Annotated in this window: 21 protein-coding genes; 8 read left to right on the forward strand and 13 right to left on the reverse strand. The window is 61.2% G+C overall.

The genetic code is table 11. The features are described 5' to 3' along the window. Both G365_RS0116980 and G365_RS0116985 read left to right on the forward strand, forming a co-directional pair. A partial coding sequence (locus G365_RS0116980; protein ID WP_019646738.1) for an electron transfer flavoprotein subunit alpha/FixB family protein occupies positions 1 to 672 on the forward strand: 672 nt, incomplete at its 5' end. A 114-nt stretch (positions 673 to 786) separates the two neighbouring features. Next, a complete protein-coding gene (locus G365_RS0116985) occupies positions 787 to 1656 on the forward strand; it encodes a 3-hydroxybutyryl-CoA dehydrogenase (protein WP_019646739.1) in 870 nt (289 codons plus the stop codon). Positions 1657 to 1790: 134 nt separating this feature from the next. Here the strand turns inward: G365_RS0116985 and folE are convergent, their stop codons facing one another. The 4 genes from folE to G365_RS0117005 form a co-directional block, all read right to left on the reverse strand. After that, entirely contained in the window at positions 1791 to 2402 is a 612-nt protein-coding gene (folE, locus tag G365_RS0116990) for a GTP cyclohydrolase I FolE (RefSeq protein WP_019646740.1), read from the reverse strand. A 161-nt stretch (positions 2403 to 2563) separates the two neighbouring features. Next, positions 2564 to 2956 carry a Co2+/Mg2+ efflux protein ApaG gene (gene apaG, locus G365_RS0116995; RefSeq protein WP_019646741.1) on the reverse strand — a complete coding sequence of 131 codons (393 nt, stop codon included), beginning with the start codon at positions 2954 to 2956 and terminating at the stop codon, positions 2564 to 2566. Between the two features lie 26 nt (positions 2957 to 2982). Further along, the gene (proC, locus tag G365_RS0117000; protein ID WP_019646742.1) at positions 2983 to 3807 is read right to left on the reverse strand and encodes a pyrroline-5-carboxylate reductase; all 825 of its coding nucleotides are present in this window, start codon (positions 3805 to 3807) and stop codon (positions 2983 to 2985) included. Between the two features lie 99 nt (positions 3808 to 3906). After that, entirely contained in the window at positions 3907 to 4419 is a 513-nt protein-coding gene (locus tag G365_RS0117005) for a hypothetical protein (protein ID WP_019646743.1), read from the reverse strand. Between the two features lie 189 nt (positions 4420 to 4608). Here G365_RS0117005 and G365_RS0117010 point away from each other — a divergent pair, with 189 nt between their 5' ends. From G365_RS0117010 to G365_RS0117020, 3 genes are all read left to right on the forward strand, one after another. Next, on the forward strand, positions 4609 to 5448 hold the full coding sequence (locus G365_RS0117010; RefSeq protein WP_019646744.1) for a ferritin-like domain-containing protein: 840 nt from the start codon (positions 4609 to 4611) through the stop codon (positions 5446 to 5448). Between the two features lie 160 nt (positions 5449 to 5608). Next, on the forward strand, positions 5609 to 7774 hold the full coding sequence (locus G365_RS0117015) for a SulP family inorganic anion transporter (protein ID WP_019646745.1): 2166 nt from the start codon (positions 5609 to 5611) through the stop codon (positions 7772 to 7774). Between the two features lie 162 nt (positions 7775 to 7936). After that, complete coding sequence (locus G365_RS0117020) at positions 7937 to 10246, forward strand: methyl-accepting chemotaxis protein (protein WP_019646746.1); 2310 nt, start codon at positions 7937 to 7939, stop codon at positions 10244 to 10246. Between the two features lie 153 nt (positions 10247 to 10399). Here the strand turns inward: G365_RS0117020 and G365_RS0117025 are convergent, their stop codons facing one another. The 4 genes from G365_RS0117025 to G365_RS0117040 all read right to left on the reverse strand — a co-directional run bounded on the left by G365_RS0117025 (position 10400) and on the right by G365_RS0117040 (position 15058). Then, a complete protein-coding gene (locus tag G365_RS0117025) occupies positions 10400 to 12352 on the reverse strand; it encodes an acetoacetate--CoA ligase (RefSeq protein ID WP_019646747.1) in 1953 nt (650 codons plus the stop codon). Between the two features lie 165 nt (positions 12353 to 12517). Further along, positions 12518 to 13123, reverse strand: a complete 606-nt coding sequence (locus G365_RS22145) for a TetR/AcrR family transcriptional regulator (RefSeq protein ID WP_019646748.1) — start codon at positions 13121 to 13123, stop codon at positions 12518 to 12520. Positions 13124 to 13200: 77 nt separating this feature from the next. Next, positions 13201 to 13791, reverse strand: a complete 591-nt coding sequence (locus G365_RS0117035; protein ID WP_019646749.1) for a glutathione S-transferase N-terminal domain-containing protein — start codon at positions 13789 to 13791, stop codon at positions 13201 to 13203. 61 nt (positions 13792 to 13852) lie between these two features. After that, complete coding sequence (locus G365_RS0117040) at positions 13853 to 15058, reverse strand: YbfB/YjiJ family MFS transporter (RefSeq protein ID WP_019646750.1); 1206 nt, start codon at positions 15056 to 15058, stop codon at positions 13853 to 13855. 161 nt (positions 15059 to 15219) lie between these two features. Between G365_RS0117040 and G365_RS0117045 the strand changes: the two genes are divergently transcribed. After that, on the forward strand, positions 15220 to 15990 hold the full coding sequence (locus G365_RS0117045) for a hypothetical protein (protein WP_019646751.1): 771 nt from the start codon (positions 15220 to 15222) through the stop codon (positions 15988 to 15990). Between the two features lie 5 nt (positions 15991 to 15995). Here the strand turns inward: G365_RS0117045 and G365_RS0117050 are convergent, their stop codons facing one another. Further along, the gene (locus tag G365_RS0117050; RefSeq protein WP_019646752.1) at positions 15996 to 17225 is read right to left on the reverse strand and encodes an MFS transporter; all 1230 of its coding nucleotides are present in this window, start codon (positions 17223 to 17225) and stop codon (positions 15996 to 15998) included. 143 nt (positions 17226 to 17368) lie between these two features. Between G365_RS0117050 and G365_RS0117055 the strand changes: the two genes are divergently transcribed. Beyond that, positions 17369 to 18175 (forward strand): AraC family transcriptional regulator, encoded by an 807-nt coding sequence (locus tag G365_RS0117055; RefSeq protein WP_019646753.1) that lies wholly within the window; start codon positions 17369 to 17371, stop codon positions 18173 to 18175. Positions 18176 to 18311: 136 nt separating this feature from the next. Here the strand turns inward: G365_RS0117055 and groL are convergent, their stop codons facing one another. From groL to G365_RS0117075, 4 genes are all read right to left on the reverse strand, one after another. Beyond that, entirely contained in the window at positions 18312 to 19958 is a 1647-nt protein-coding gene (gene groL, locus G365_RS0117060) for a chaperonin GroEL (RefSeq protein ID WP_019646754.1), read from the reverse strand. A gap of 57 nt (positions 19959 to 20015) precedes the next feature. After that, positions 20016 to 20306 (reverse strand): co-chaperone GroES, encoded by a 291-nt coding sequence (gene groES, locus G365_RS0117065; RefSeq protein ID WP_019646755.1) that lies wholly within the window; start codon positions 20304 to 20306, stop codon positions 20016 to 20018. Positions 20307 to 20484: 178 nt separating this feature from the next. After that, complete coding sequence (locus tag G365_RS0117070; RefSeq protein ID WP_019646756.1) at positions 20485 to 20937, reverse strand: hypothetical protein; 453 nt, start codon at positions 20935 to 20937, stop codon at positions 20485 to 20487. Between the two features lie 39 nt (positions 20938 to 20976). Beyond that, the gene (locus G365_RS0117075) at positions 20977 to 21639 is read right to left on the reverse strand and encodes an EI24 domain-containing protein (protein WP_019646757.1); all 663 of its coding nucleotides are present in this window, start codon (positions 21637 to 21639) and stop codon (positions 20977 to 20979) included. Between the two features lie 347 nt (positions 21640 to 21986). On the opposite strand from G365_RS0117075, the gene G365_RS0117080 reads away from it, so the two are divergent. Then, positions 21987 to 22979 (forward strand): adenosine kinase, encoded by a 993-nt coding sequence (locus G365_RS0117080; protein ID WP_019646758.1) that lies wholly within the window; start codon positions 21987 to 21989, stop codon positions 22977 to 22979. Positions 22980 to 23015: the final 36 nt, after the last annotated feature.

Consider the following 23015-nt stretch of genomic DNA (forward strand, 5'->3'; position numbering starts at 1 on the left):
GTTCTGGCCCCGGCGACGACCTCGGGCAAGAACTTCCTGCCGCGCGTTGCCGCGCTGAAGGATGTGGCGATGCTGTCGGATATCTGCGGCGTGGTGTCTGCTGACACCTTCGTGCGGCCGATCTACGCCGGGAACGCGCTGGCCACCGTGCAGACGGTTGACGCCCTGAAGGTGATCACCGTGCGCACCACCGGCTTTGACGCCGTTGCCGCTGAAGGCGGGTCTGCGGCGGTTGAGGCTGTTGCGGGTGCGGCGGATGCCGGGCAGAGCAGCTTCCTTGGAGAAGAACTGTCGAAGTCTGAACGGCCGGAACTGACGGCGGCGCGGGTGATTGTCTCCGGCGGTCGCGGCATGGGCTCGGGCGAGAACTTCACCCTGATCGAAGCGGTTGCCGACAAGCTCGGCGCGGCGGTCGGTGCGTCGCGTGCGGCGGTTGATGCCGGATTTGTGCCGAACGACTATCAGGTCGGCCAGACCGGCAAGATCGTGGCACCGGAACTGTACGTCGCCGTCGGGATCTCCGGGGCGATCCAGCATCTGGCGGGGATGAAGGACTCCAAGGTCATCGTCGCCATCAACAAGGACGAAGAGGCCCCGATCTTCCAGGTCGCCGATTACGGCCTGGTCGCCGACCTCTTCCAGGCGCTGCCTGATCTCGAAAAGGCCCTGTAAGAAGCAGGACCGCGGCGCCGGAGCTTCCCTCCGGCGCCGTTGACCTTTTACCGATGTCAACCGGTGCGGCCACATTTGATCACCGGCTGACAGTCTCTGACGGGGGAAAACCCAATGATCCAGAATATCGGCGTTGTCGGCGCTGGCCAGATGGGCAATGGCATCGCACATGTCGCTGCGCTGGCCGGGTATAACGTGCGTCTGTCCGATATCAGCCAGGCCCAGCTTGATAAAGCCGTGGGACTGATCCGTAAGAATCTGGAACGTCAGGCCAAAAAGGGCATGATCCCGGAAGCGGACATCGCTGCCACCCTTGCCCGTATCAGCACGACCACCGACCTGAATTTCCCGGATGCTGACGTGGTGATCGAAGCCGCCACCGAAGATGAAGCGGTAAAGAAGCAGATTTTTGCCAAGATCTGCCCGTCGCTGAAGCCGGAAGCAATCCTCTGTTCCAATACCTCCTCCATCTCCATTACCCGTCTGGGTGCTTCTACCGACCGCCCCGGGCGGTTCATGGGGATGCACTTCATGAACCCGGTGCCGGTGATGCAGCTGGTGGAGCTGATCCGCGGCATTGCCACTGACGAAGATACGTTCCGCGAAATCCGTGAAATGACGGAACGTCTGGGGAAGACCCCGACGTCTGCCGAAGATTTCCCGGCCTTCATCGTCAACCGCATCCTGCTGCCGATGATCAACGAAGCGATCTACACGCTGTATGAAGGCGTCGGCTCGGTGGATTCGATCGATACCGCAATGCGTCTGGGGGCCAACCATCCGATGGGGCCGCTGGAACTGGCGGATTTCATCGGTCTGGATACCTGCCTTGCCATCATGCACGTCCTGCACGACGGTCTGGCCGATACCAAATATCGCCCCTGCCCGCTGCTGGTGAAGTACGTCGAAGCCGGATGGCTGGGCCGGAAGACCGGTCGCGGTTTCTACGATTACTCCGGCGAGAAGCCGGTCCCGACCCGCTGATTCCGGATCAGGGACAGAACCTGCAGAGCAGGACAAAAAAACACCCCTCCGGGCCAACCGGTGGGGTGTTTTTCTATCTGGTCTCCCCTGAAAACGACAGGGAAGCTCTGAGACAATCAGACAGGCAAAATCTGTTAACGGGGATTCCCGATGATCGACAGAAATTCACGGCGGGTGATCGGATCATCACGGAATGCGCCGAGCATCCGGCTCGTCACCATACTGACACCGGTCTTATGCACGCCCCGGGTGGTCATGCACTGGTGCACAGCCTCAATCACCACCGCCACCCCTTTGGGTTCAAGCACATCCTGAATCGCATTGGCGATCTGAGACGTCATTTTCTCCTGAATTTGCAGACGTTTGGCGTAGAGATCAACCACGCGGGCCAGCTTGGAAATCCCGACGACCCGACGCTGAGGCAGATACGCGACATGGGCCTTACCGATGATCGGGGCCATGTGATGCTCGCAGTAGCTTTCGAAATGGATGTCCTTCAGGACCACCATCTCATCATAGCCTTCGACTTCCTCAAACGTCCGCCGCAGCATCGCTTCCGGGTCATTGCCATACCCGACGAACCACTCTTCAAACGCCCGCACTACCCGCGCCGGAGTATCAATCAGTCCTTCGCGGGACGGATCGTCACCGGCCCAGCGCAGCAGGGTCCGGACCGCTGCTTCGGCTTCCGTCCGGCTCGGGCGGGTCTCATCGGAAAGAGGGCTGATCGGCGCAGGGGTATCCACGGGCTTCTCCTTAAACAACGGGCCGGTCATCCTTCCCCGTGACACAGAACAGGTGCCACACGACGGGTGGTGACCGAGTAAATCTCTAAGGTATTTAGGGCGATCCGGGGCAGATTACCAGTACAACATTCCCGGATCACCCCCGCGACAGGCCTTCCCTTTCAGTTCAGGACAATCCCTTGATAGGGGCTGTCGAGCGAAAAGGCCGGGACATCGACCCAGAAGCGCTCGCCATCCGGCGTTTCCATCTCGTAGCGCCCGGCCATGATCCCCGAAGGGGTCGCCAAAGGGCACCCGGAGGTGTAGGTGAAGCTGTCGCCGGGGTGAAGCACCGGCTGCTCCCCGACCACACCGGGGCCCTTCACTTCCTGCACCTGACCGCGGCCATCTGTGATAATCCAGTGACGGTTCAGCAGCTGGACGTCACCCGCCCCTTCATTGCTGATCTCGATACTATAGGCCCAGACGTAATGATTCTCATCGGGCCGCGACTGCTGATCCAGATACTGCGGCTGCACCGTCACCCGGATCTGATGTGTGGTCTTGGAATACATCTCCGCCCTCCGTCCTGTTGCAGCCGTCAGGCCCCCAGCTCCCGACCCCGCCGTTCAGCGGCAGCCGTGGCGCGGGCCATCAGCGGCGGCAGGCCGCTGTCCGGGTTCATCAGAACCTCCAGCGCCGCAGCCGTGGTTCCGCCGGGGCTGGTGACGTTTTTACGCAGCTGCTCCGGGCTGTCGCTGGCCTGCGCCAGCAGTTCTCCGGCACCGGCAACCGTCTGCCGGGCCAGCAGGGCGGACAGATCCGCCGGCAGGCCCAGCGCCCTGGCTGCCTGCTCCATCGCTTCCGTCAGATGGAAAATATAGGCAGGCCCCGAGCCGGAAATGGCGGTGACGGCGTCCATCAGGTTCTCATCCTCCAGCCAGGCGGCAACCCCGACCGCCTCCGCCAAGGTCTGGCACCGGGCCTTTTCTGCGGCGCTGACCCCGGCCCCGGCACACAGAACGGTCATCCCCCGGCCAACGGCAGCCGGTGTGTTCGGCATGGCGCGGACAATCTTGGCATCTGCCCCCAGCAGGGCATGGAACCCGGCAATCGTCTTGCCCGCCGCCACCGAGAAGAACACCGCGCCGGATGCCGCAAACTGCCGGTACGGGGCAATCGCATCAGCCAACACCTGCGGCTTTACCGCCACCACCACCACCTCGGCCGAAGTTCCGGCCGGAATGTCCGCTGCGGTGGCCAGCACCTTTACCCCAACGGGGAGCCCGGAGGCAAACGGGTCAACCACCAGCACATCCTGCGATGCGACCCCTTGCGCCAGCCAGCCATGCAGCATGGCCTGCCCCATTTTACCGCAGCCAACCAGAACGATTTGATAATGAGACTGAGGCAGGGGAGTGGTCATGTCTGCAATCCGAAATGAAGAGGGAGAAAGAAATGACGGCGCATCCGGATCGCATGCGACCGTAGGACGCACGGATGGAAACCAGCCCCGGACAGCCAGTTACAGGCGGAAAATTTCGTCAATCTGCGACTGGTCCATGGCCCGGTCGGATCCATGAATGACGGAGCTTGCCACATCAATCAGCCGCTGAATTCCCCGTGACGCGGCTTGTCCCCGTATTTTGACCAGTTCCGGATCGCCAAGAGACACAGCCTCCTCCAGCCGCTCCAGCGCCTGAAAAACCAGACTGTTCATCTGCTCGACGGTATCTTCGAAGGGACGGCGGAACCGCTGCGGCACATGGTTATAGGCTTCGACAGCCAGATCACGGTCACGGAAAGAGCTGTCGCGGAAGTGATCCTGATAGGACTTCGGCGCCCAGGCTTTACACTCCTCCAGCATATCAGGCATATCGGCAACCAGTTCAAGGAGCATCACGATCTCATTGAAATGATTCAGATAGTCGGTCGCCAGCAGGGTGTTTTGGCTGATATTGGCACCCGCCACCTTCTGCTGCCATTCATTGAAGGCAGCCTGTTCGTCAGGGGCAAGGCCATCCACGATGTCACTCATCTGATACGCGGGTCCTCACAATCGTGGTGTCGATTATCCCCGAGGCCCGCGCCCGGCGCAATGCTGTCGGCAGCCTAAGACTAATTTTTCGCTTTCGTCTTGCCGGTAAACACATCAATCCCTTGCCTTTTTAAAGCATGCTTTTACATATGGCCTGACATTTGCGCCAGACACGAAGGGGGCACCGGAATGGGATGGACGCTTGAGGATATTGCCTGGGACCGTTTCGATGCGACCCGGGTTGATCCTGATATTCTGGCCGTCGTCAAAGCTGCTGCCATGGTGGAGCGCAACGCTGCCGACTATACCCGCTATCTACGGGCGATCTTTCAGGATGATCCGCAGTTTCAGGCGGAAACCGACCGCTGGCAGATTGAGGAAGAGCAGCACGGCGATGCGCTCGGGACCTGGGCGGAACTGGCGGATTCCGGTTTCAACTATCAGGCCGCGTGTCGCCGCTTTACCGACGGCTACAAAATTCCGCTCGATGGTGATGGCAGCGTCCGGGGATCGCTGACCGGGGAACTGATCGCCCGGTGTATTGTGGAGACGGGCACCAGCTCTTTTTATTCCGCCCTGCGTGATGCAACAACAGAACCGGTGCTGCGTGATATCTGTCACCGGATTGCCGGGGATGAGTTCCGACACTTCAAACTTTTTTATGCGACGATGCAGGCTTATCTGAAGCGGGAAAACATTCCGGCCTGGAAACGTCTTCTGGTGGCTGTCAGCCGCATCCGTGAAAGCGAAGATGACGAACTGGCGTACGCCTGGTTTGCCGCCAATGCTCCGGCAGATGCTGTCTACAACCGGTCCAGCGCGACCGCCGCCTACGGCACCCGGGCTTATCGTCTGTATCAGCCCACCCATGTCACCCGCGCCACCCATATGGTTCTGAAAGCCTGCGGATTGAACCCACAGGGGCTTCTCGGCACCGTCGCGTCCCGTATCATGTGGCGCTATATCGCATCCCGGGCCCGGATCCCGCTGGCAGAAACCATGCCCCAGCCAATCCCCCGGGCGGCGTGATTGCCAATCATCAACCGGGGGCGACAGTTTGGTCGGGCCCGGTTGATTGATAAAATTGTACGTATACCGTGTCTCCTCCCTTCTCTCCGCTCAGCGAACGGCTACCACCGCCCGCCAGAACGGTACGGCAGAACGGCACAGACGGAGACAGGACCGGGATATGAGACGTTACCTTGCCCCGGCCATGGCTGGCCTGTTTGCAGGCGTTGATACCCTCGGCAGCGGCATTGCCTTTGCAACCCTGCTCTTTCCCGCGTCCCTTGCCTCCGGGCTCGGGACCGGTGTCGGTGTCATTCTCGTCAGCGCCGCCATTCTGGCGCTGGTACTGGCCTGGCGCAGCACCTGCCCCAATGGAATTCCACTGGTGCAGGAAACCAGCATCGCCATTCTGGCTTCGGCAATTGCGGGACTGATGCCAGCCCTGACAGCCCTGCCCCCTGACATCAGGCTGTATACCATTCTGGCTGTCCTGGGGACGTCAACGGCAGTGACGGGCCTGCTGTTCTGGGTCTTCGGCAGTCTCCGGCTGGGGACACTGGTCCGGTTTCTGCCCTATCCGGTGATCGCCGGTTTTCTGGCCGGATCAGGCTGGCTTCTGGTCGAGGGGGGCCTGATGATGATCACCGGGCAACATAGCCTGCTGGCCAGCCTGTACCACCTGCCGGACCTGCTGGTTCAGGCCAAACTGATGCCCGCAATCCTGTTCGCGATCACCATGCTGGTGGCTTTACGCCGCTCCAGCCATCCAATGGTCGCCTCAGGAATCATGCTGGGAAGTGGCCTGCTGTTTTATGCCATCCTTGCTGCCACCGGTATCTCTACAGAGCAGGCCCGCAGCTGGGCGTGGCTGCCGACAGTCCCCGGTGATGACAGCATCAGCATGCCCAATCCGCTGACCGTCCTAAGCAAGGCGGACTGGTTGATGGTTGGCACCGTCATACCGGCGATGATTTCCGCCGCCCTGCTGAACATGCTGGGCCTGCTGCTGAACCTGAGTGGATTAGAACTGGCGCAGGGACGCGAAATTGATACGAATGCGGAATTACGGACCAGTGGTCTGGCCAACCTTCTCGCCGGAGGGGTTGGCGGCGCAGCAGGCTATATCGGCCTGGGTGTGACCCTGCTGGCAGAGCGGATGGGGGCCACCGGGCGCAGTGCCGGGGTTGCAACCGCCATTGTCATTCTGGCAGGAGTGACCTGGGCCTCCTCACTGGCAGCAGCGATGCCTTCTTTCCTGTCCGGCGGACTAATGCTGTTTCTGGGGCTAGAGCTGCTGCTGGAATGGCTGGTCGCCGCACGGCGGACGCTGCCCAGACGGGACTGGATGATTATTGTCGCCATCCTGATTACCACCGCCACCACGGGCTTCCTGACCGGACTGGGGCTCGGGCTGGCGATTTCGGTTGTTCTCTTTGTCTATACATACTCCCGCCAGCCGGTCATCCGGCTGATCGCGGATGGCAGAACCCTGCGCAGCACTGTCGACCGTGCGCCGGCGGCAACCCATACCCTGAATGAACAGGGGGGACAGATTCTGATCCTGCGCCTTCAGGGATATCTGTTCTTTGGCACCGTCGAACAGGTGGTTTCACAAATCCGGACCCGGCTGATCCCGACGGATGGATCAATGCGCCCGGTTTTTCTGGTGCTCGATTTCCGTCACGCCAGCGGAATAGACTCTGCGGCAGCATCAGGCTTCGCCCGAATCTGCGGCCTCGCCAGCAGCAGCGGGACAGACGTGATCTTCAGTCACCTTGCTCCGGAGATTCAGAATGCGCTTCACCGAAGCGGTATCAGGGCAGACAGTGCGACGGATCTCGATCACGCGCTGGAAGCCTGCGAGAACGCCCTGCTTGCGCGCTATGGCGACCTTCGCCACGATACGCTTCCTGTGGCAGGCCATCTTCAGGACCTGATCGGCTCACATCCCCGCTTACCGGACATGGTCTCCGCGATGACCCGGCGCTCGCTGGCCCCCGGAGATGTCCTGATCCGGACCGGAGAAACCGCAGACGAACTGTATCTACTCGCCAGTGGACAGGTCAAAGTGCAGGTCACTCTGGCGGACGGGCGACCGATTCGGCTGCGAACGATGACAGCCGGGGCGATTGTCGGCGAAATTGCCCAATACCTCGGCGGGCGGCGGACAGCCGATGTTATTGTCGAAACGCCGACAACCGTTTACTGCCTATCCCGGCAACACCTGCTGCATCTGGAGCAGGCAGACTGTCATCTGGCTCTGCTGTTTCACCGCCTGCTGGCAGTCACGATGGCGGAAAAGCTGGTTCTGGCCAACCGGCAGATCCAGTCTCTGCAACAGGGGTAACCAGACTCTCTTTATTTCCGGACTCTCCTTTTTTCAGAAATACAACCGGGCGTTTTGAACTATGCCAGGCTGGTCTGACGTGGCACGGTGGTTGCGTTGCAATATGTGCCCACGGTAAGGCCCCGCAGAGGGTCACCGTCTCAGAAGAGAGGATGACCGACCATGGACTTCCTGACCAACCTACGCCTGCGGCGGCAATTGCAGCTGATGGCTCTGGCTTTTGTTATTCCGGCTCTCTTTGCCCTTGCGATGATCCTGCACAATGAAGGCGTCGCAATTCGCAATGCAAATCGCGAAGCCATCGGTGCCGAATACATTAAAGCCGTTTTTTTCGCCGACGCTGTGCTGAACCGTTATTTCGTCGATCCGTCACAGGATCTGAAAGACAGCATCTCTGCGGCAACCACGGCCATGACCAATGCGACAGCGCTGGCCAGCGACCTGTCGATGGATGACACCCATACCGCCATGCTGCAGGCATGGTCAGCCTATGCCGCCGCGCCGGATATGGCAAAAGGCGATGCCGCGATGGAAACCATCGACACCGCCTTGCGGATCGCCGGAGATACCTCGGGCCTGATCCTCGACCCCGAGCTGGCAAGCTACTATCTGATGGATACTCTGGTAGTCCGGCTGACAGCCTTAGTCGACAATGCCGGGGTGATCGGCCGCAAGTTCCGCGAGAGTGGCGAAAGCGGTGCCCTGGTGTATGAAGACCAGCTTGATCTGCGCCGGACGGCTGCCCTTGCAGACAGCGACCTGAACACCATCAACGCGTCTCTCCACACTGCGGCGGGCCATACCCGCCAGTCCGGCATCGACGAACAGCTGACCACCCTGAATCAGAAATTGCAGGACAGCGTGAAAGCGCTGCTGACCACCACCGAGCAGATGTCGCAGTTGCCCGATGTCGCCATGATGATGGCGATGAATAAGGATCCGACGCGGATCAAGCTGCGCAAACCGCAACTTGCAACCCACCATGACACGGCCCTGGCAGCTCTGGCAGGCATTGAGGCTGCCTTCGCCGAAACGCATGTGGCCTTTCTGGAAGAACTCTCCCTCCGGCAACGGCAGTCCGTCCTGACCATGGCTGGCAGCGTCGGTCTGACAGCACTGATGTTCGCCCTCACCACACTGGTGGTCCTGCGCTACGCCTCCCGTCAGCTATCCACCCCGCTGGCAGACCTCCGTAACTGCTTTGAGCGACTGTCCCGGGGCGATGAGGATGTTGCCATCCCCCTCTCAGACCGCCGGGATGAAGTGGGGGATATCATGCGCGCCGCCGCTTCACTGCGGGATGCCGTCGGTCGGGCCTTCACCCTGCAGGGGATGGTCGAAAGTATGCCGATCAGCCTGATGACCTGCGACCCCGAGACCTTTAAGATCACCTACCTGAATGCATCCTGCCGGAAAACCATGGCGCTGGTGGAAACCGCCCTGCCCTGCCGGGTTGATCATCTGGAAGGGCAATCCCTGACCCTCTTCCACCGTGACAACGCCGATCATATCCGCCGGATCATCACTGACCCATCGCGTCTGCCGTTCAGCAGCGACATCATGATCGGTCAGGAACATATGCATCTGGAGATTTCGCCGGTCTATAACAGCGCCGGGCGTTATGTCCGGACGATGCTGTCGTGGGACGTGGTGACCCGCCAGAAGCAGATGGCCAATCTGTTTATGGAAAACATGGAAGGCGTGATCGGTGACGCCGGGGCCGTAAAATCGGCAGCGCAACAGTTGCAGGACATTGCCCGGAAGTCCGGTGACGGCGTCCGCACCGCCGATCAGGCGGTGGAGGAAATCTCCTCGCTGATCGGTGATCTGGCCCAGACGTCGGAAGAACTGTCCCGCTCAATCGCAGGAATTTCGCAGCGCCTGCAGGAGGCCAACCATCAGACCCTGTCCGGAGTGCATCTGGCCAGCAACAGCATTGAGGCTGTTGACGGTCTGGCCCGCGTTGCTGAAGAAATCGGCGGTGTGGTCGGGTTGATCACCGATATCGCCAATCAGACCAATCTGCTGTCCCTGAATGCCACCATTGAGGCGGCCCGGGCCGGAGATGCCGGTAAGGGATTTGCCGTTGTCGCAACAGAGGTCAAAACGCTGGCCGGAGAAACCGCCCGGGCAACAGAAACAATCCGGTCCCGGATTGAATCCCTGCGCAGTGTCAGCCAGTCGGTGGTCACGTCCATCGGACGGGTGACCGACTCGATCTCAACGGTCAATGGTATCGTTGCCGCCCTCAGCGCAGCGGTGGAGGAGCAGACCGCCGCCACCGGCGACATCGCCAACAAAATCCACCAGACCGCCGGGCGCGCCAATGCGGCAGCCGAAGATCTGCGACAGGTTTCCACATCCGCAGAAGAAACGGCAACCGAGGCAGACTCCCTGCTGTCTATTTCCAGCAGATTGCAGAACCGGTCTGAAAATCTGGGGCAGGAGTGGTCCCGCTTCGTGTCGGGCTGAGCGACATAAAGCGTCGGGCCTGCCCCGGCTTAAGGGGAAGGGGCTTCTGTCCTCTTCCCCTTTTTTATTCCGGATCTGAAAAGATAAACAGGGTGGCCCTATACGGGACCACCCTGCTGTTTACTCACGGTTGCCCGGATACTGCGGCCTAGATCAGGACTGCAGCTCGGGCCGGTCAGCGAACAGCTCCAGCGCCTCAGGATTGGCGAGCGCTTCCTTATTTTTTACCGGACGCCCGTGCACCACTTCGCGGACTGCCAGCTCAACAATCTTACCGGACTTGGTGCGGGGAATATCGCTCACCTGCACCACCTTGGCCGGCACATGGCGCGGGGTGCAGTTGTCTTTGATCACCTTCCTGATCCTGTCAGTCAGGGCCGCATCAAGGATCAGGCCGTCACGCAGCCGCACGAACAGCACCACCCGGACGTCATTATCCCAGTCCTGACCGATCACCAGAGACTCGACCACCTCATCCAGCTTTTCCACCTGCCGGTAAATTTCGGCAGTGCCGATCCGCACCCCACCGGGGTTGAGCGTCGCGTCCGAACGGCCATAAACGATGATCCCGCCGGTGGGGGTCAGCTCGATCCAGTCGCCGTGCGTCCACACCCCCGGACACTGATCGAAGTAGGCCGCCCGGAATTTCACATCCTGCGGGTCATTCCAAAACCCTACCGGAACCGAGGGGAACGCCTTGGTGCAGACCAGTTCGCCCTTTTCCCCGGCAACCGGCTTGCCCTCATCATTAAAGACTTCGACCGCCATCCCCAGACCACGGCACTGAATCTCGCCACGGTACACCGGGGAAACCGGGTTCCCCAGCATGAAGCAGGACAGAATATCGGTTCCGCCGGAAATGGACGCCAGCTGCACATCCTGCTTCACCGCTTCGTATATGTAATCGAAGCTTTCCGGCACCAGCGGTGACCCGGTGGAGGTGATGACCCGGACACTGGACAGATCGTGGCTGTCCTTCGGCACCATACCGGCCTTTTTGACCGCATCAATCCATTTGGCCGAGGTCCCGAGCAGGGTGAAGCGCTCCGCCTGACAGTAATCAAACAGGATATCGCCGGACGGGTAAAACGGTGATCCGTCATACAGCATCAGGGTGGTGCCTGCGGCCAGTGATGCCGCCAGCCAGTTCCACATCATCCAGCCGCAGGTGGTGAAATAAAACACCCGGTCTCCCGGCTTTTCATCACAGTGCAGCACATGCTCCTTCACCTGCTGCAGCAGGGTACCGCCATGGCTGTGGACAATGCACTTCGGCACCCCGGTGGTCCCGGACGAAAACATGATGAACAGAGGATGATCGAACGGTAGCCGCAGAAATTCCGGCGTCTCTGCCGTTGAGGCGGCAATGAAATCAGCATGGGAGCAGGCCTTGGCAATCGCCGACAGGTCCGCCTCCTCCTGCACGTAGGGGGCCACCACGACCGCCTGCAGGCTGGGGATCGCCGCAGCGATATCCCGCACCTTATCGCGAATATCGTGGGACTTTCCGTTGTAAAAATACCCGTCCACGGTCAGCAGAAGTTTCGGTTCAATCTGCCCGAACCGGTCAAGAACCCCCTGTACACCGAAATCCGGCGAGGCCGAAGACCAGATGGCCCCCAGACCGGTGGCCGCCATCATGTACAGCATGGTTTCCGGCATGTTGGGCATATAGGCGGCAACCCGGTCCCCCTTGCCGATCCCCATAGCTTTCAGGGCCTGCTGGATCTGCGCCACCGTCCGGGTGGTTTCGCCAAACGTCAGCCGCCGCTTGACCTGGGTTTCCCCCCAGAACACAAAGGCCTCGACCTCAGGATCGCGGGTCTTGAGCAAATTCTCAGCGTAGTTGACCGCCCCCTGCGGATACCATTTGGCCCCCGGCATCCGGGTGACATCATCAACCACCACCGGGCCACGGTCACCGACCAGACCGCAGAATTCCCACACCGCATCCCAGAATGCCGGAATATGGTCGACCGACCATTGGCGGAGACTTTCATAATCTGACAGCGCCGTGCCATGGGCGGCATTGATGGTCTGCATGAAGGCGGTGATATTGGCCGCGCTGACGCGCTCCGGCGACGGTTGCCACAGCAGATTCGACACAGAACATCCTCCCTGAAGAAACGGGCCTGACAAGCGGGTCTTAAGGCCTGACCTCGTTGACAGTCCAGCGGGCCTCCCCCCGATGGATCTGCCCGTCGAGTGTAGTGAAGCCACTGCTTTTGTACATCTCTTATTGGTCAGACCAATAAAGGTTTCAATTGAAACTTAATCGCCCGCTCTGGGGATTGCTGACAACGCGTCGAGCATCGCCATCGCCCCGGCACAGGCGCTGCCGCACAGCGATGGCTCCTGATGCGCGCGGCTGAGGACGTAGCCCCCCTGAATCACCGCAATCAGGGCCCGCGCGGTCTGCTCCGGTGACAGCGTCTGCGGCAGCTCACCCCGGGTGACAGCCTCCGTCACTGCAGCGGTCACCAGATCCTCCAAAGAACGGAAATAGGCTGCCACCGGGTCATGCAGAGCCGCCTCAAAAACCGCGCTCTCACTGGCAAGCCGGCCGATCCGGCAGCCCTTCAGGCCATCGCGGGTCAACAGAAGCCAGCGCCGCAGACGTTCCAACGGCGGATCACCCCCGGCCAGCAAGGACATCGCCACCGCCGTCAGTTCATCCCTGACCTCATCAAGCGCTGCCCGTGCCAGATCCCGCTTGCCGGGAAAGTGGTGGTAAAGGCTGCCTTTCCCCACCCCGCTGAGGGTCAGGACATCCTGTGGACTGGTTTTTTCATAGCCTTGACGCCACAGCAGATCTTTCGCCGCCGTCAACAAACGGCGGCGGGACGAATCCTCTTTCCGGCTGCGGTCATCGCCCACCGATCGTCCTTTTCTGTCCTTACCGCTGTCCCGCCGGTTTTACCCGGCAGGACAGCCATACCCCTGGGGCCTGTGGATCAGGCCGGTTTCGTCGCCTTAACCACCGGGTGATCTTTCAGGCTTTCCCACCAGGCGGTCAGCGCCGGGCGGGCAGCCCGCCAATTCAGCTCCGGATGACGGAAGTCGATATAATCAAGGGCACAGATCAAGGCAATCGCTGGCAGCGGCAATGGACTGGCCACGGCCGGAACCGCCCCTTCCGCCACATCCAGCGCCCGCAGGATCGCATTGCGGTAACGGTCCATCCACAGCGGGGACTGCTGTTCCGCCGGGCGACGCTTCTCACCATTCAGCGCCACGCCCGCTTCACAGATCCCGTCTGCCAAGGCCTCATCACGCAGGGCTGCCCAGCGGCCGGGGCCACTGGCGGGCAGCAGGCCACCGCCGCCCATCTCATTCACGGCCTGCACGATCACCGCACTGTCAAACAGGGTGGTCCCATCTTCCATCAACAGCGCCGGGACCTTGCCCAGCGGATTGGCGGCCAGCAGCTCCGGCGGGTTATCCAGCGGCATCGCATCCACAGCCTTCAGGGGAACACCCAGCTCGGCAGCAGCGATCGACACTTTGCGGGCAAACGGGGACAGAGGGCTTGCATACAGAATCACGGTTCAAACTCCGGGATGAGAGAGAAAGACGATATCAGAAAATCCTAGCGGCGCATCCCTGTCAGACTGTTTCCGGACGACGCCCCGCCGGAAGAGCCGCCACCGCAGAGGCCACCACCAGCGCTAGCGCGGCAACCAGAAACATCGGACGGTAACTGCCGGTCAGGGTGAACAGCTGCGCGTGCAGGACGCCCCCGACAGCCTGAAAGAGAGCAAAAATGCCGGTCATCAGCGCCCACTGTCCGGTCAGGCGGTGAGGCTCCGTGACACCGGCCAATCGCCCCGACATCAGCGCCACCACCCCGGGGACCAGAAGACCGACGAGGATGCTGGAGACCGCCAGCACCCCTGCCGCATCACTGATCAACGGCAGGCCGACCACTGTCGCCTTCAGCAGCAGAGCCAGCGGCACGGCACGCCGGAAGCCGATTCTGGCGGCAACCACCCCGGCTACCGGGGCCCCCAGCACCGCCCCGGCCCCAAACAGCACCCATTGGCTGCCGCCGCTGCCAACCCCGAGCCCCAGTTCGCGGGCGATATAGCTGCTCCAGTAGACCGTATGGGGAATGTAACCGATCGCATCCAGTCCATACGCAAGGGTCAACAGCAGCACCGGCAATGGCATCTTCAGGCCAGCCCACCGCCCGCCTTGCCCGGTGGCGATCTGTGATAGCACCGGCTGCGGCGGGGCCCGGCGAAAACCCGGTAATGCCCCCAGCAGGGCTGCCCCGGCAATCAGCCAGCTGGCTGAAACCGCATCTGCCACGGTCGGGATCACAATTCCGGACAGAGCAATTCCCAGACCGATCCCGGCATAGATCACCGCACTGACCGCCGGGCGCGCCGCCGCAGCTGTCGCCCGGAGAATCGCACTGGGCCCAAGAACCATCAGAATGCCGCCGGTCGTACCGGTAACCGCCCGGAAGGCGGCTTGCCCTGTCTCATCAGGAAAAACCGCAGCCCCGACAAGCGCCGCGACCGTCACCAGCAGCGCCAGCCACAGGCAGCGGTCGGTGCCGAACAGGCGGGCCAGCGGTGCCGCAGACAAGGCCCCGACGGCATAGCCCGCCAGCATCAGGGCGGCGGCCTGTGCCGCCGCCTGTGCGGTCAGCCAGTGCTCCGCCACCAGCAACGGTGCCAGAGGCGTCAGGGAAAACCGCCCCATCCCGATGCCGACAAATGTTGCCGCAAACCCCGGCAGGGCACGGGGGACGGCGGTCAGCCACAGAACAAGAGCCCCGGACTGAGGAGAGACAGGCTGACTCATCACGCGCTCCATACCTACCAGTTGGTATGCTTTAACCATTCCCTCTCTGGCCGGGAATGTCCAGCCCTGATCTACCGGGTCTGACCGATCGGGGCTTGGACGCACCGGCAACTCGGAGTATGAACAGCCTGTGATATGTCTTCTTGACCGGAATTCCGCAGGTGACCGAGTTTGGAAATCTGGCCCAGCAGATGGGCGACCTGTACGACGCTGCCGCCCGTAAAGGGTTTGATCTGAAACCGGTGCCGGTCTTTGACACCCGCAACGATCTGGTCAACACCCTCTATCTGCGGCCAACCGGGGTTGACCGCACCATCCGCCCACTGGAAGATGAAGAGCTGCTGGCCGTCGGCACCTATGACGCCAGTGGGGTCGGCAATACTATCACCCGCACCATGATCCTGACGCTGGAAGCCGCGATTGAAATAATCCCCGCTTTCCTGAAGCTGTCCCCCGACCTGAAATGTATTGTACCGCTGAATGCAGCCATACTGCATGACCGCCATACCGCCAGCCTGTTCACCACCTTCTGTCGGACTCATGCCCGGCATCTGGCACCATCCCTGATTTTCGAGGTCGTGAACATCACCGGCGAGCAGGTAATGAGCCATCTCGATGAAATCGCTCTGATCCTGTATCCGTTCTGTCTGACGTATTCTGCCCGGATCGCGCCTAAGACACAGAACCTGCGCCTCTACGCCTCGTGCAATTACAGCGGGATCGCGCTTGACCTGAAGGGCAAGCCGTGGCCGATGAAAGCTGTGGGCGGATACTTCACAGATCTGGTCAGCCGCAGTGAACAACACCGCCTGAAGGCCTACTGTCATGGACTTGGCACGGCGGAACTGGCGGATGCCGCCCGGCAGGCGGGCATCCGCTTTATTTCCGGTCCGGGGGTCAATGACCTGTTCGGCCTGACCGTTCCGGCCTGATCTGCCTACTGTCCGGTTTTGGGCAGAAACACTGTCACCAATCCCAGCAGGGGCAGGAATGACGTCAGGGTGTAAACCCAGACAATGCCATACGTGTCTGCAAGCTGCCCCAGACCGGCCGCTCCGATTCCACCGATCCCGAACATCAGACCAAACATCAGGCCGGACACAAGCCCGACCCGGCCCGGCACCGCCTCCTGCGCATAAACCACCAGCGCCGCAAAAGCAGACGACATAATCAGGCCGACCGTACTGGCCAACACCACAGTCCAGAACAGGTTGGCATAGGGCAACGCCAGCGCGAAGGGGGCAACCCCGAGGAACGAAATCCAGATCACGGCCCGACGGCCGATCCGGTCCCCCACCGGACCACCGGCAAAAGTGCCGACCGCAACCGCAGCCAAAAAGGCAAACAGGATCATCTGGCTTTCCTGCGTGCTGAGGCCGAACCGCTGGATCAGGTAAAAAGTGAAGTAGTTGGTCAGCGACGCGATATAGACAAACTTGGCAAAGATCAGAAGGCAGATCACCACAATCGCCTGCACAATCCGGCCCCGTCTCAGACCTTCCCCCTTGCCCCGGGACAGACTTTTTAACTGGGCCTGCCCATGGGTCAGGGTCCAGCCGGTCAGCCGGAACAGCACCCAGATGGCAAACACCGCTGCAACGGCAAACCACGCCACTGCGGACTGACCATAGGGGATGACAATCACCGCCGTCAGCAGCGGGCCAATGGCAGACCCGGTATTTCCCCCGACCTGAAAGGTCGACTGTGCGGTCCCGAACCGCCCGCCGGAGGCCATGCGGGCGACTCTGGAGGCTTCCGGATGGAAGGTTGCCGATCCCACGCCGACCACAGCCGAGGCAACCAACAGCATGGCATAGCTGTCAGCGGTGGCGAGCAGCAGAATCCCCAGCAGGGTCATCCCCATCCCGGACGGCAACAGATACGGCATCGGATGCCGGTCGGTATACAGGCCGATCCAAGGCTGCAACAGCGAGGCCGTGACCTGATAGGTCAGCGCAATCATGCCGATTTCACTGAAACTGAGCGAAAACTGAGTCTTTAGCAGCGGGAAAATCGACGGCAGCATTGCCTGAATCAGATCATTCAGCAGATGGGCCAGCGCCGCCGCGCCGACGATACGGACATAGAATGTGCCGCGAACCGGCTCGGCTGCCGCAGGGGCGGAGAGGACATCTGTTGTCTCAAGGACTGCTGTTTTCGCTGTCATGGAATCACTTTCGGAAACAGGGGCCGCATCCCGGACGCAAGGCCGGTCTCCGTCCTCTGGAAACACTCTAACCAGCGCAGAGTATAAGAAACCCACCTATGGCCGTCTCGCGTACTTACGCCAAATATTATAGAGTTTCTGCCATGAGACAGGACCCCACCCCGTACTATGAAACCTTTGACGGTCAACCCTCTCCGTTAGTGGCCATTGAAAGCGCATGGCCTTCCGGCACGTCGACCGGCTGGCATTCCCACGCCCGGGGACAGCTCCTGTATGCGATCACCGGCGTCATGGTCATCCAGTCCGAGGCCGGAACCTGGGTCGTCCCGTCCAACCGGGCTCTGTGGATGCTGCCGGGGCTACGTCATACAGTGCGGATGTCGGGCGATGTCGATATGCGGACCGCCTATATTGATACCGACGCCGCCCGAAACCTGCCGACGCAAACCTGCGTCATTAATGTGTCTCCCCTGCTCCGCGCCCTGCTGATGGAAGCGGTGCGGTTACCCCGCAGCGGGCCCCTTCTGCCCCGGGCAGAACACATTGTCGGCCTGATCCTTGATGAGCTGCGGATTTCCAGCAGCCTTGCCCTCCACCTGCCAACGCCGGGACATCCGGTGCTGAGGAAACTCTGTCAGGCCCTGATCGAAACACCCTCTGACCGGTCAAGCGCCAGGGACTGGTCTGCCCGGGTGGGAATGGGGGAAAGAACCCTGCACCGGCTGTTTTCACAGCAAACCGGCATGACCTTTGCCCAATGGCGGGAGCAGGCCAGACTGCTGTCTGCCCTGAAGGACATTGCTGAAGGAAAGAAGGGCATCGAGGTCGCCCTGAACTGCGGGTATTCAAGTCAGAGCGCGTTCTCGGCGATGTTCCGTCGCCATTTCAGCCTGACTCCCTCGGAATTTTATCGCCAGCTGACCGAGGACGGTCAAAATCCCCAGCCGTAAACCGTGAAAGTGCACGGCTTTCACGGTCTTCCACAGAAAAAGGGCCATCCCATTCGGGATGACCCTTTCTGTAACGCAGACTGCGTCACGGTTTCTCTCGGGGTGGACCCCGGCCAAAGCCGGGGTCCGGAGCCGATTAGAAGCCCATGTCGCCCATACCACCCATACCGCCCATGCCGCCCGGCATCGGAGCATCCTTCTTCTCCGGCAGTTCGGAGATCATGGCTTCGGTGGTGATCAGCAGACCGGCGACCGAGGCGGCATCCTGCAGGGCAGTGCGCACAACCTTGGTCGGGTCGATGATGCCGGAGGCGATCATGTCGACATACTGGCCGGACTGGGCGTTGAAGCCGAAGTTGACGTCGGTCTGTTCCAGCAGCTTACCGGCAACGACAGCACCATCGGTACCAGCGTTTTCGGCGATCTGACGGACCGGAGCCTGCAGGGCACGACGGACGATTTCGATACCGACGTCCTGATCGTTGTTGGCACCCTTCAGGTTGGTCAGGGCACGCACGGAGTACAGCAGAGCGACGCCACCACCGGCGACGATGCCTTCTTCCACCGCAGCGCGGGTGGCGTGCAGGGCGTCATCAACGCGGTCCTTGCGTTCCTTCACTTCGACTTCCGAAGCGCCACCGACCTTGATCACCGCAACGCCGCCAGCCAGCTTGGCCAGACGTTCCTGCAGCTTTTCACGGTCGTAGTCCGAAGAGGTTTCTTCGATCTGGGCGCGGATCTGGTTGCAGCGGGCTTCGATATCAGCCTTGGAACCGGCACCGTCAACGACAGTGGTTTCTTCCTTGGAGATGGTCACCTTCTTGGCAGTGCCAAGCATGTCGATGGTGACGCTTTCCAGCTTAATGCCCAGATCTTCGGAGATCACGGTACCACCGGTCAGGATGGCCATGTCTTCCAGCATCGCCTTACGACGGTCGCCGAAGCCCGGGGCCTTCACGGCAGCAACCTTCAGACCGCCGCGCAGCTTGTTGACCACCAGGGTGGCCAGGGCTTCGCCTTCGACGTCTTCAGCGATGATCAGCAGCGGCTTGCCGGACTGCACGACAGCTTCCAGCACCGGCAGCAGCGGCTGCAGGGAGGACAGCTTCTTTTCGTTCAGCAGGATGAACGGGGATTCGAGATCCGCGATCATCTTGTCGGCGTTGGTCACGAAGTACGGGGACAGGTAGCCACGGTCGAACTGCATGCCTTCGACGACGTCGAGTTCGGTGGTCAGGCCCTTGGCTTCTTCGACGGTGATCACGCCTTCGTTGCCGACGCGTTCCATCGCCTGAGCGATCATGTCACCGATTTCTTTTTCGCCGTTGGCGGAAATGGTGCCGACCTGAGCCACTTCGGCAGAGGTCTTGATCTTGTTGGTGCGGGACTTCACGTCTTCGACGACGGCGGCAACCGCCATGTCGATGCCGCGCTTCAGGTCCATCGGGTTCATCCCGGCGGCGACGGCCTTGACGCCTTCGCGGACAATGGCCTGAGCCAGCACGGTGGCGGTGGTGGTGCCATCACCGGCCAGATCGGCGGTCTTGGAAGCGACTTCCTTGACCATCTGGGCGCCCATGTTCTCGAACTTGTCCTTCAGTTCGATTTCCTTGGCGACGGAGACACCGTCCTTCGTGATGCGCGGGGCACCGAAGGACTTGTCGATCACGACGTTGCGGCCCTTCGGGCCCAGGGTCACCTTAACGGCGTTGGCGAGCAGGTCGACACCGCGCAGCAGACGGTCGCGGGCGTCGGTGGAAAACTTAACGTCCTTGGCAGCCATGTGAGTATTCCTCTGAATAAAACGCTGTGTAGAGAGGCGATCAGGCGACCGGAAACCTTAGGCTTCCAGGATCCCCATGATGTCGGATTCCTTCATGATCAGGAGATCCGCGCCATCGATCTTCACTTCGGTGCCGGACCACTTGCCGAACAGCACGGTGTCACCGGCCTTGACGTCCAGAGCAATCAGCTTGCCATCTTCGCCGCGAGCACCGGCGCCAACAGCCACCACAGTGCCCTGCATCGGCTTTTCCTTGGCGGTGTCCGGGATGATGATCCCGCCGGCGGTCTTTTCTTCAGATTCAACGCGCTTCACCAGCACGCGATCGTGCAGCGGACGAAACTTCATAATGGGTCCTCCAATTGAGCGTTGCCCAGTTTGAAAGTGTGACTCCGACGGGGAGCCTAAAGTCGGCTAGCACTCCCCACAGTCGAGTGCCAAAGAGGTAGTCTGCCTGTTGCCTGAAGTCAAGAGGGGCAGCCGTCAATCCAGCTGCCCCCCATGAAAAATCAGATTTCTCAGGCTCTTAAACTGACGGCCCGGCAAAACTCTCCAGACAATCAGGCACGGCCATCCGCCGTCCGCCCATATCCCGGCTTTCAATCCAGCTGGACAGACGGCTCTCCGGCGCGGCCTTATCCGGGTAGAACGTCACATCCAGAACACAGCGGCCGGTCACAAACTGCCAGACCTCGGCGGGCTGCTCGCGGCGGATATAGGTCGGCTCCCCCAGCAGAGCACTGATCGCCGCAGGCGGACGGCTCTTCAGCTCCGCCTCTTTCGGCACCACCTTGATCGGGGCCCGGCGCGGCACACCCGGCATGATGTAAGCGTTCTGCGGATCCGGTGTCTGGACAGTCTGCGGCCCCCCGCAGGCCACCGGCAGCAGGCACAGGGCCAGCACCGCCGCCCGACGGATCAGCGGGCGGAACGACTCGGGCCGCACCGGCAGAACAGACGGCATCAGGGCGATGGACATAACATCTCTCCGGTTAGACAGCGGACAAACGGCACGGCATTAAGCCGCAGGACGCAGACGCTGCACCATATGCACCATCACCGCAACCCCGATGATCGGAGCCAGCAGATTGATCCCCGGGATCACCAGCAGCCCGGCAAGGGCCATGCCGGTTCCCCACAGCCGCAGCCGGTGTTCCCGGCGCAAGGCAACCGCCTCGGCCTTCGGCATCCGCCGCAGGGCCGCCAGTTCAAAATATTCCCGGCTCAGCAGATAACCGTTCAGCGCCGCGAAAACCCCCAGATTGACGACCGGAACCAGATACAGCGGCAGAACCAGAAGATTCAGGCCAATGGTCAGGCCGAGCAGACGCAGACCATCGAGAACCGCTGTCAGCACCGGCGTCGGCCGGGCGGGGGGCAGACCCGGATAATCGCGCCGCTCCACCGCCGTGGCGACGGTATCGAGAAACAGCCCGAGAAATGCCGAGACTGTTCCGGGGAACAGCAGCCACGCCAGCATGACAGCGGTCAGGCCGCCCAAAACGTCAATCACCGCGTCCATCCACGGCACCGACGTCAAGACAGCAGAGGACAGCGCCCAGACCACGCCCCCCAGCAACAGGGCAAAAATGACAACAGCCGCCGCAACGGAAATCGCCAGCATCCGGCGGATTGTCGGATCTTCAAGGTCCGTCAGGGATTTCCAGAACACCGAAATCACGTCATCACACTCCTGCTGTCAGCCGGATCAGGAGAGCGGCACCCCCGGCCTTATTGCGAACGCCGAAAAATACCCGAAAAGAAATCTGAAAGGCGATTTTTCCGCTGCTTCAGGTCTTGTTCCGGCCCTGCCCGCCTGTATACTCCGCCGCCGCTGAACAGATACTCCGGGTGGGTCGCCATCATTTGGCAGTCCCCGGCCCCGGTCCGCAAGATGCTCGGCAGAAGAAATACCCGCCGACACCCCCGGTCTTCGGCGTGGATCCGGATAAACCAGACGGAACCGTCATGCCGCAGGCAGACCTTAAAAAAGGCGGTTCAGAGAGACTTGAACAGGACCCTGCCGCCATGACCACGCCCCGCTTTGCCGTTGCCGCCATCGGGAATGCCATTGTCGATATCCTCGCCCATGCTGATGATACCTTCCTGACCGCCCATGGCATGGCCAAGGGAGGCATGGCGCTGATCGACGAAGCCACCGCCGATTCGCTTTATGAAGCGATGGGACCGGCCATTGAGGCATCCGGCGGGTCAGCCGCCAATACGGCGGCCGGTATCGCCTCGCTCGGCGGGGCCGTGGCCTATGTCGGCAAGGTCAACGGAGATCTGCTCGGCCGGGTGTTCACCCACGACATCCGGGCCATTGGCGTTCATTTCGATACCCCGGCCCTGGCCGATGGCCCGGCGACCGCCCGCTGCATGGTGCTGATTACCCCGGATGCCGAGCGGACCATGAACACCTATCTCGGTGCCTGCACCCGCATGACTCCGGAAGATATTGACGATACAGTGATTGCTGACGCCGCCGTCACCTATGTCGAAGGCTATCTGTGGGATCAGCCGGATGCCAAGGCCGCTATCCTGAAAGCGGCGAAGGCCGCACGGGCCGCCGGGCGCAAGGTTGCCCTGTCCCTGTCCGATGCCTTCTGCGTGGACCGCCACCGGACTGAGTTTCTGGAGCTGCTGAGCACCACCGTCGACATCCTGTTCGCCAACGAACAGGAGATTTGTCATCTTTATGGGGTTGCATCTTTCGACGAAGCAGTAGAAAAGGTGCGCGGTCAGGTAGGACTTGCGGCGTTGACCCGCGGGGCCGCCGGTTCGGTGGTGGTGACGGCAGACCAGACAGTCGAAGTTGTCGCCCATGTCCCGGATGCGGTGGTTGATACCACCGGAGCCGGCGATCTGTATGCCGCCGGTTTCCTTTACGGCCTGACCACCGGGCGATCGCTGACCGACTGCGCCCGTCTGGGCGGCCTGTGCGCCGCTGAGTGCATCAGTCACGTCGGTCCCCGTCCGCAGGTGTCGCTGGCGGACCTCGTTAAACGGCATCTTGGCTGATCCCTCCGGACCCCTTTTATCCGGGTCGTTTCAGCC

The organism is Novispirillum itersonii subsp. itersonii ATCC 12639, assembly GCF_000381985.1.
In the GTDB taxonomy this organism is placed as follows: Bacteria; Pseudomonadota; Alphaproteobacteria; order Rhodospirillales; family Rhodospirillaceae; genus Novispirillum; species Novispirillum itersonii.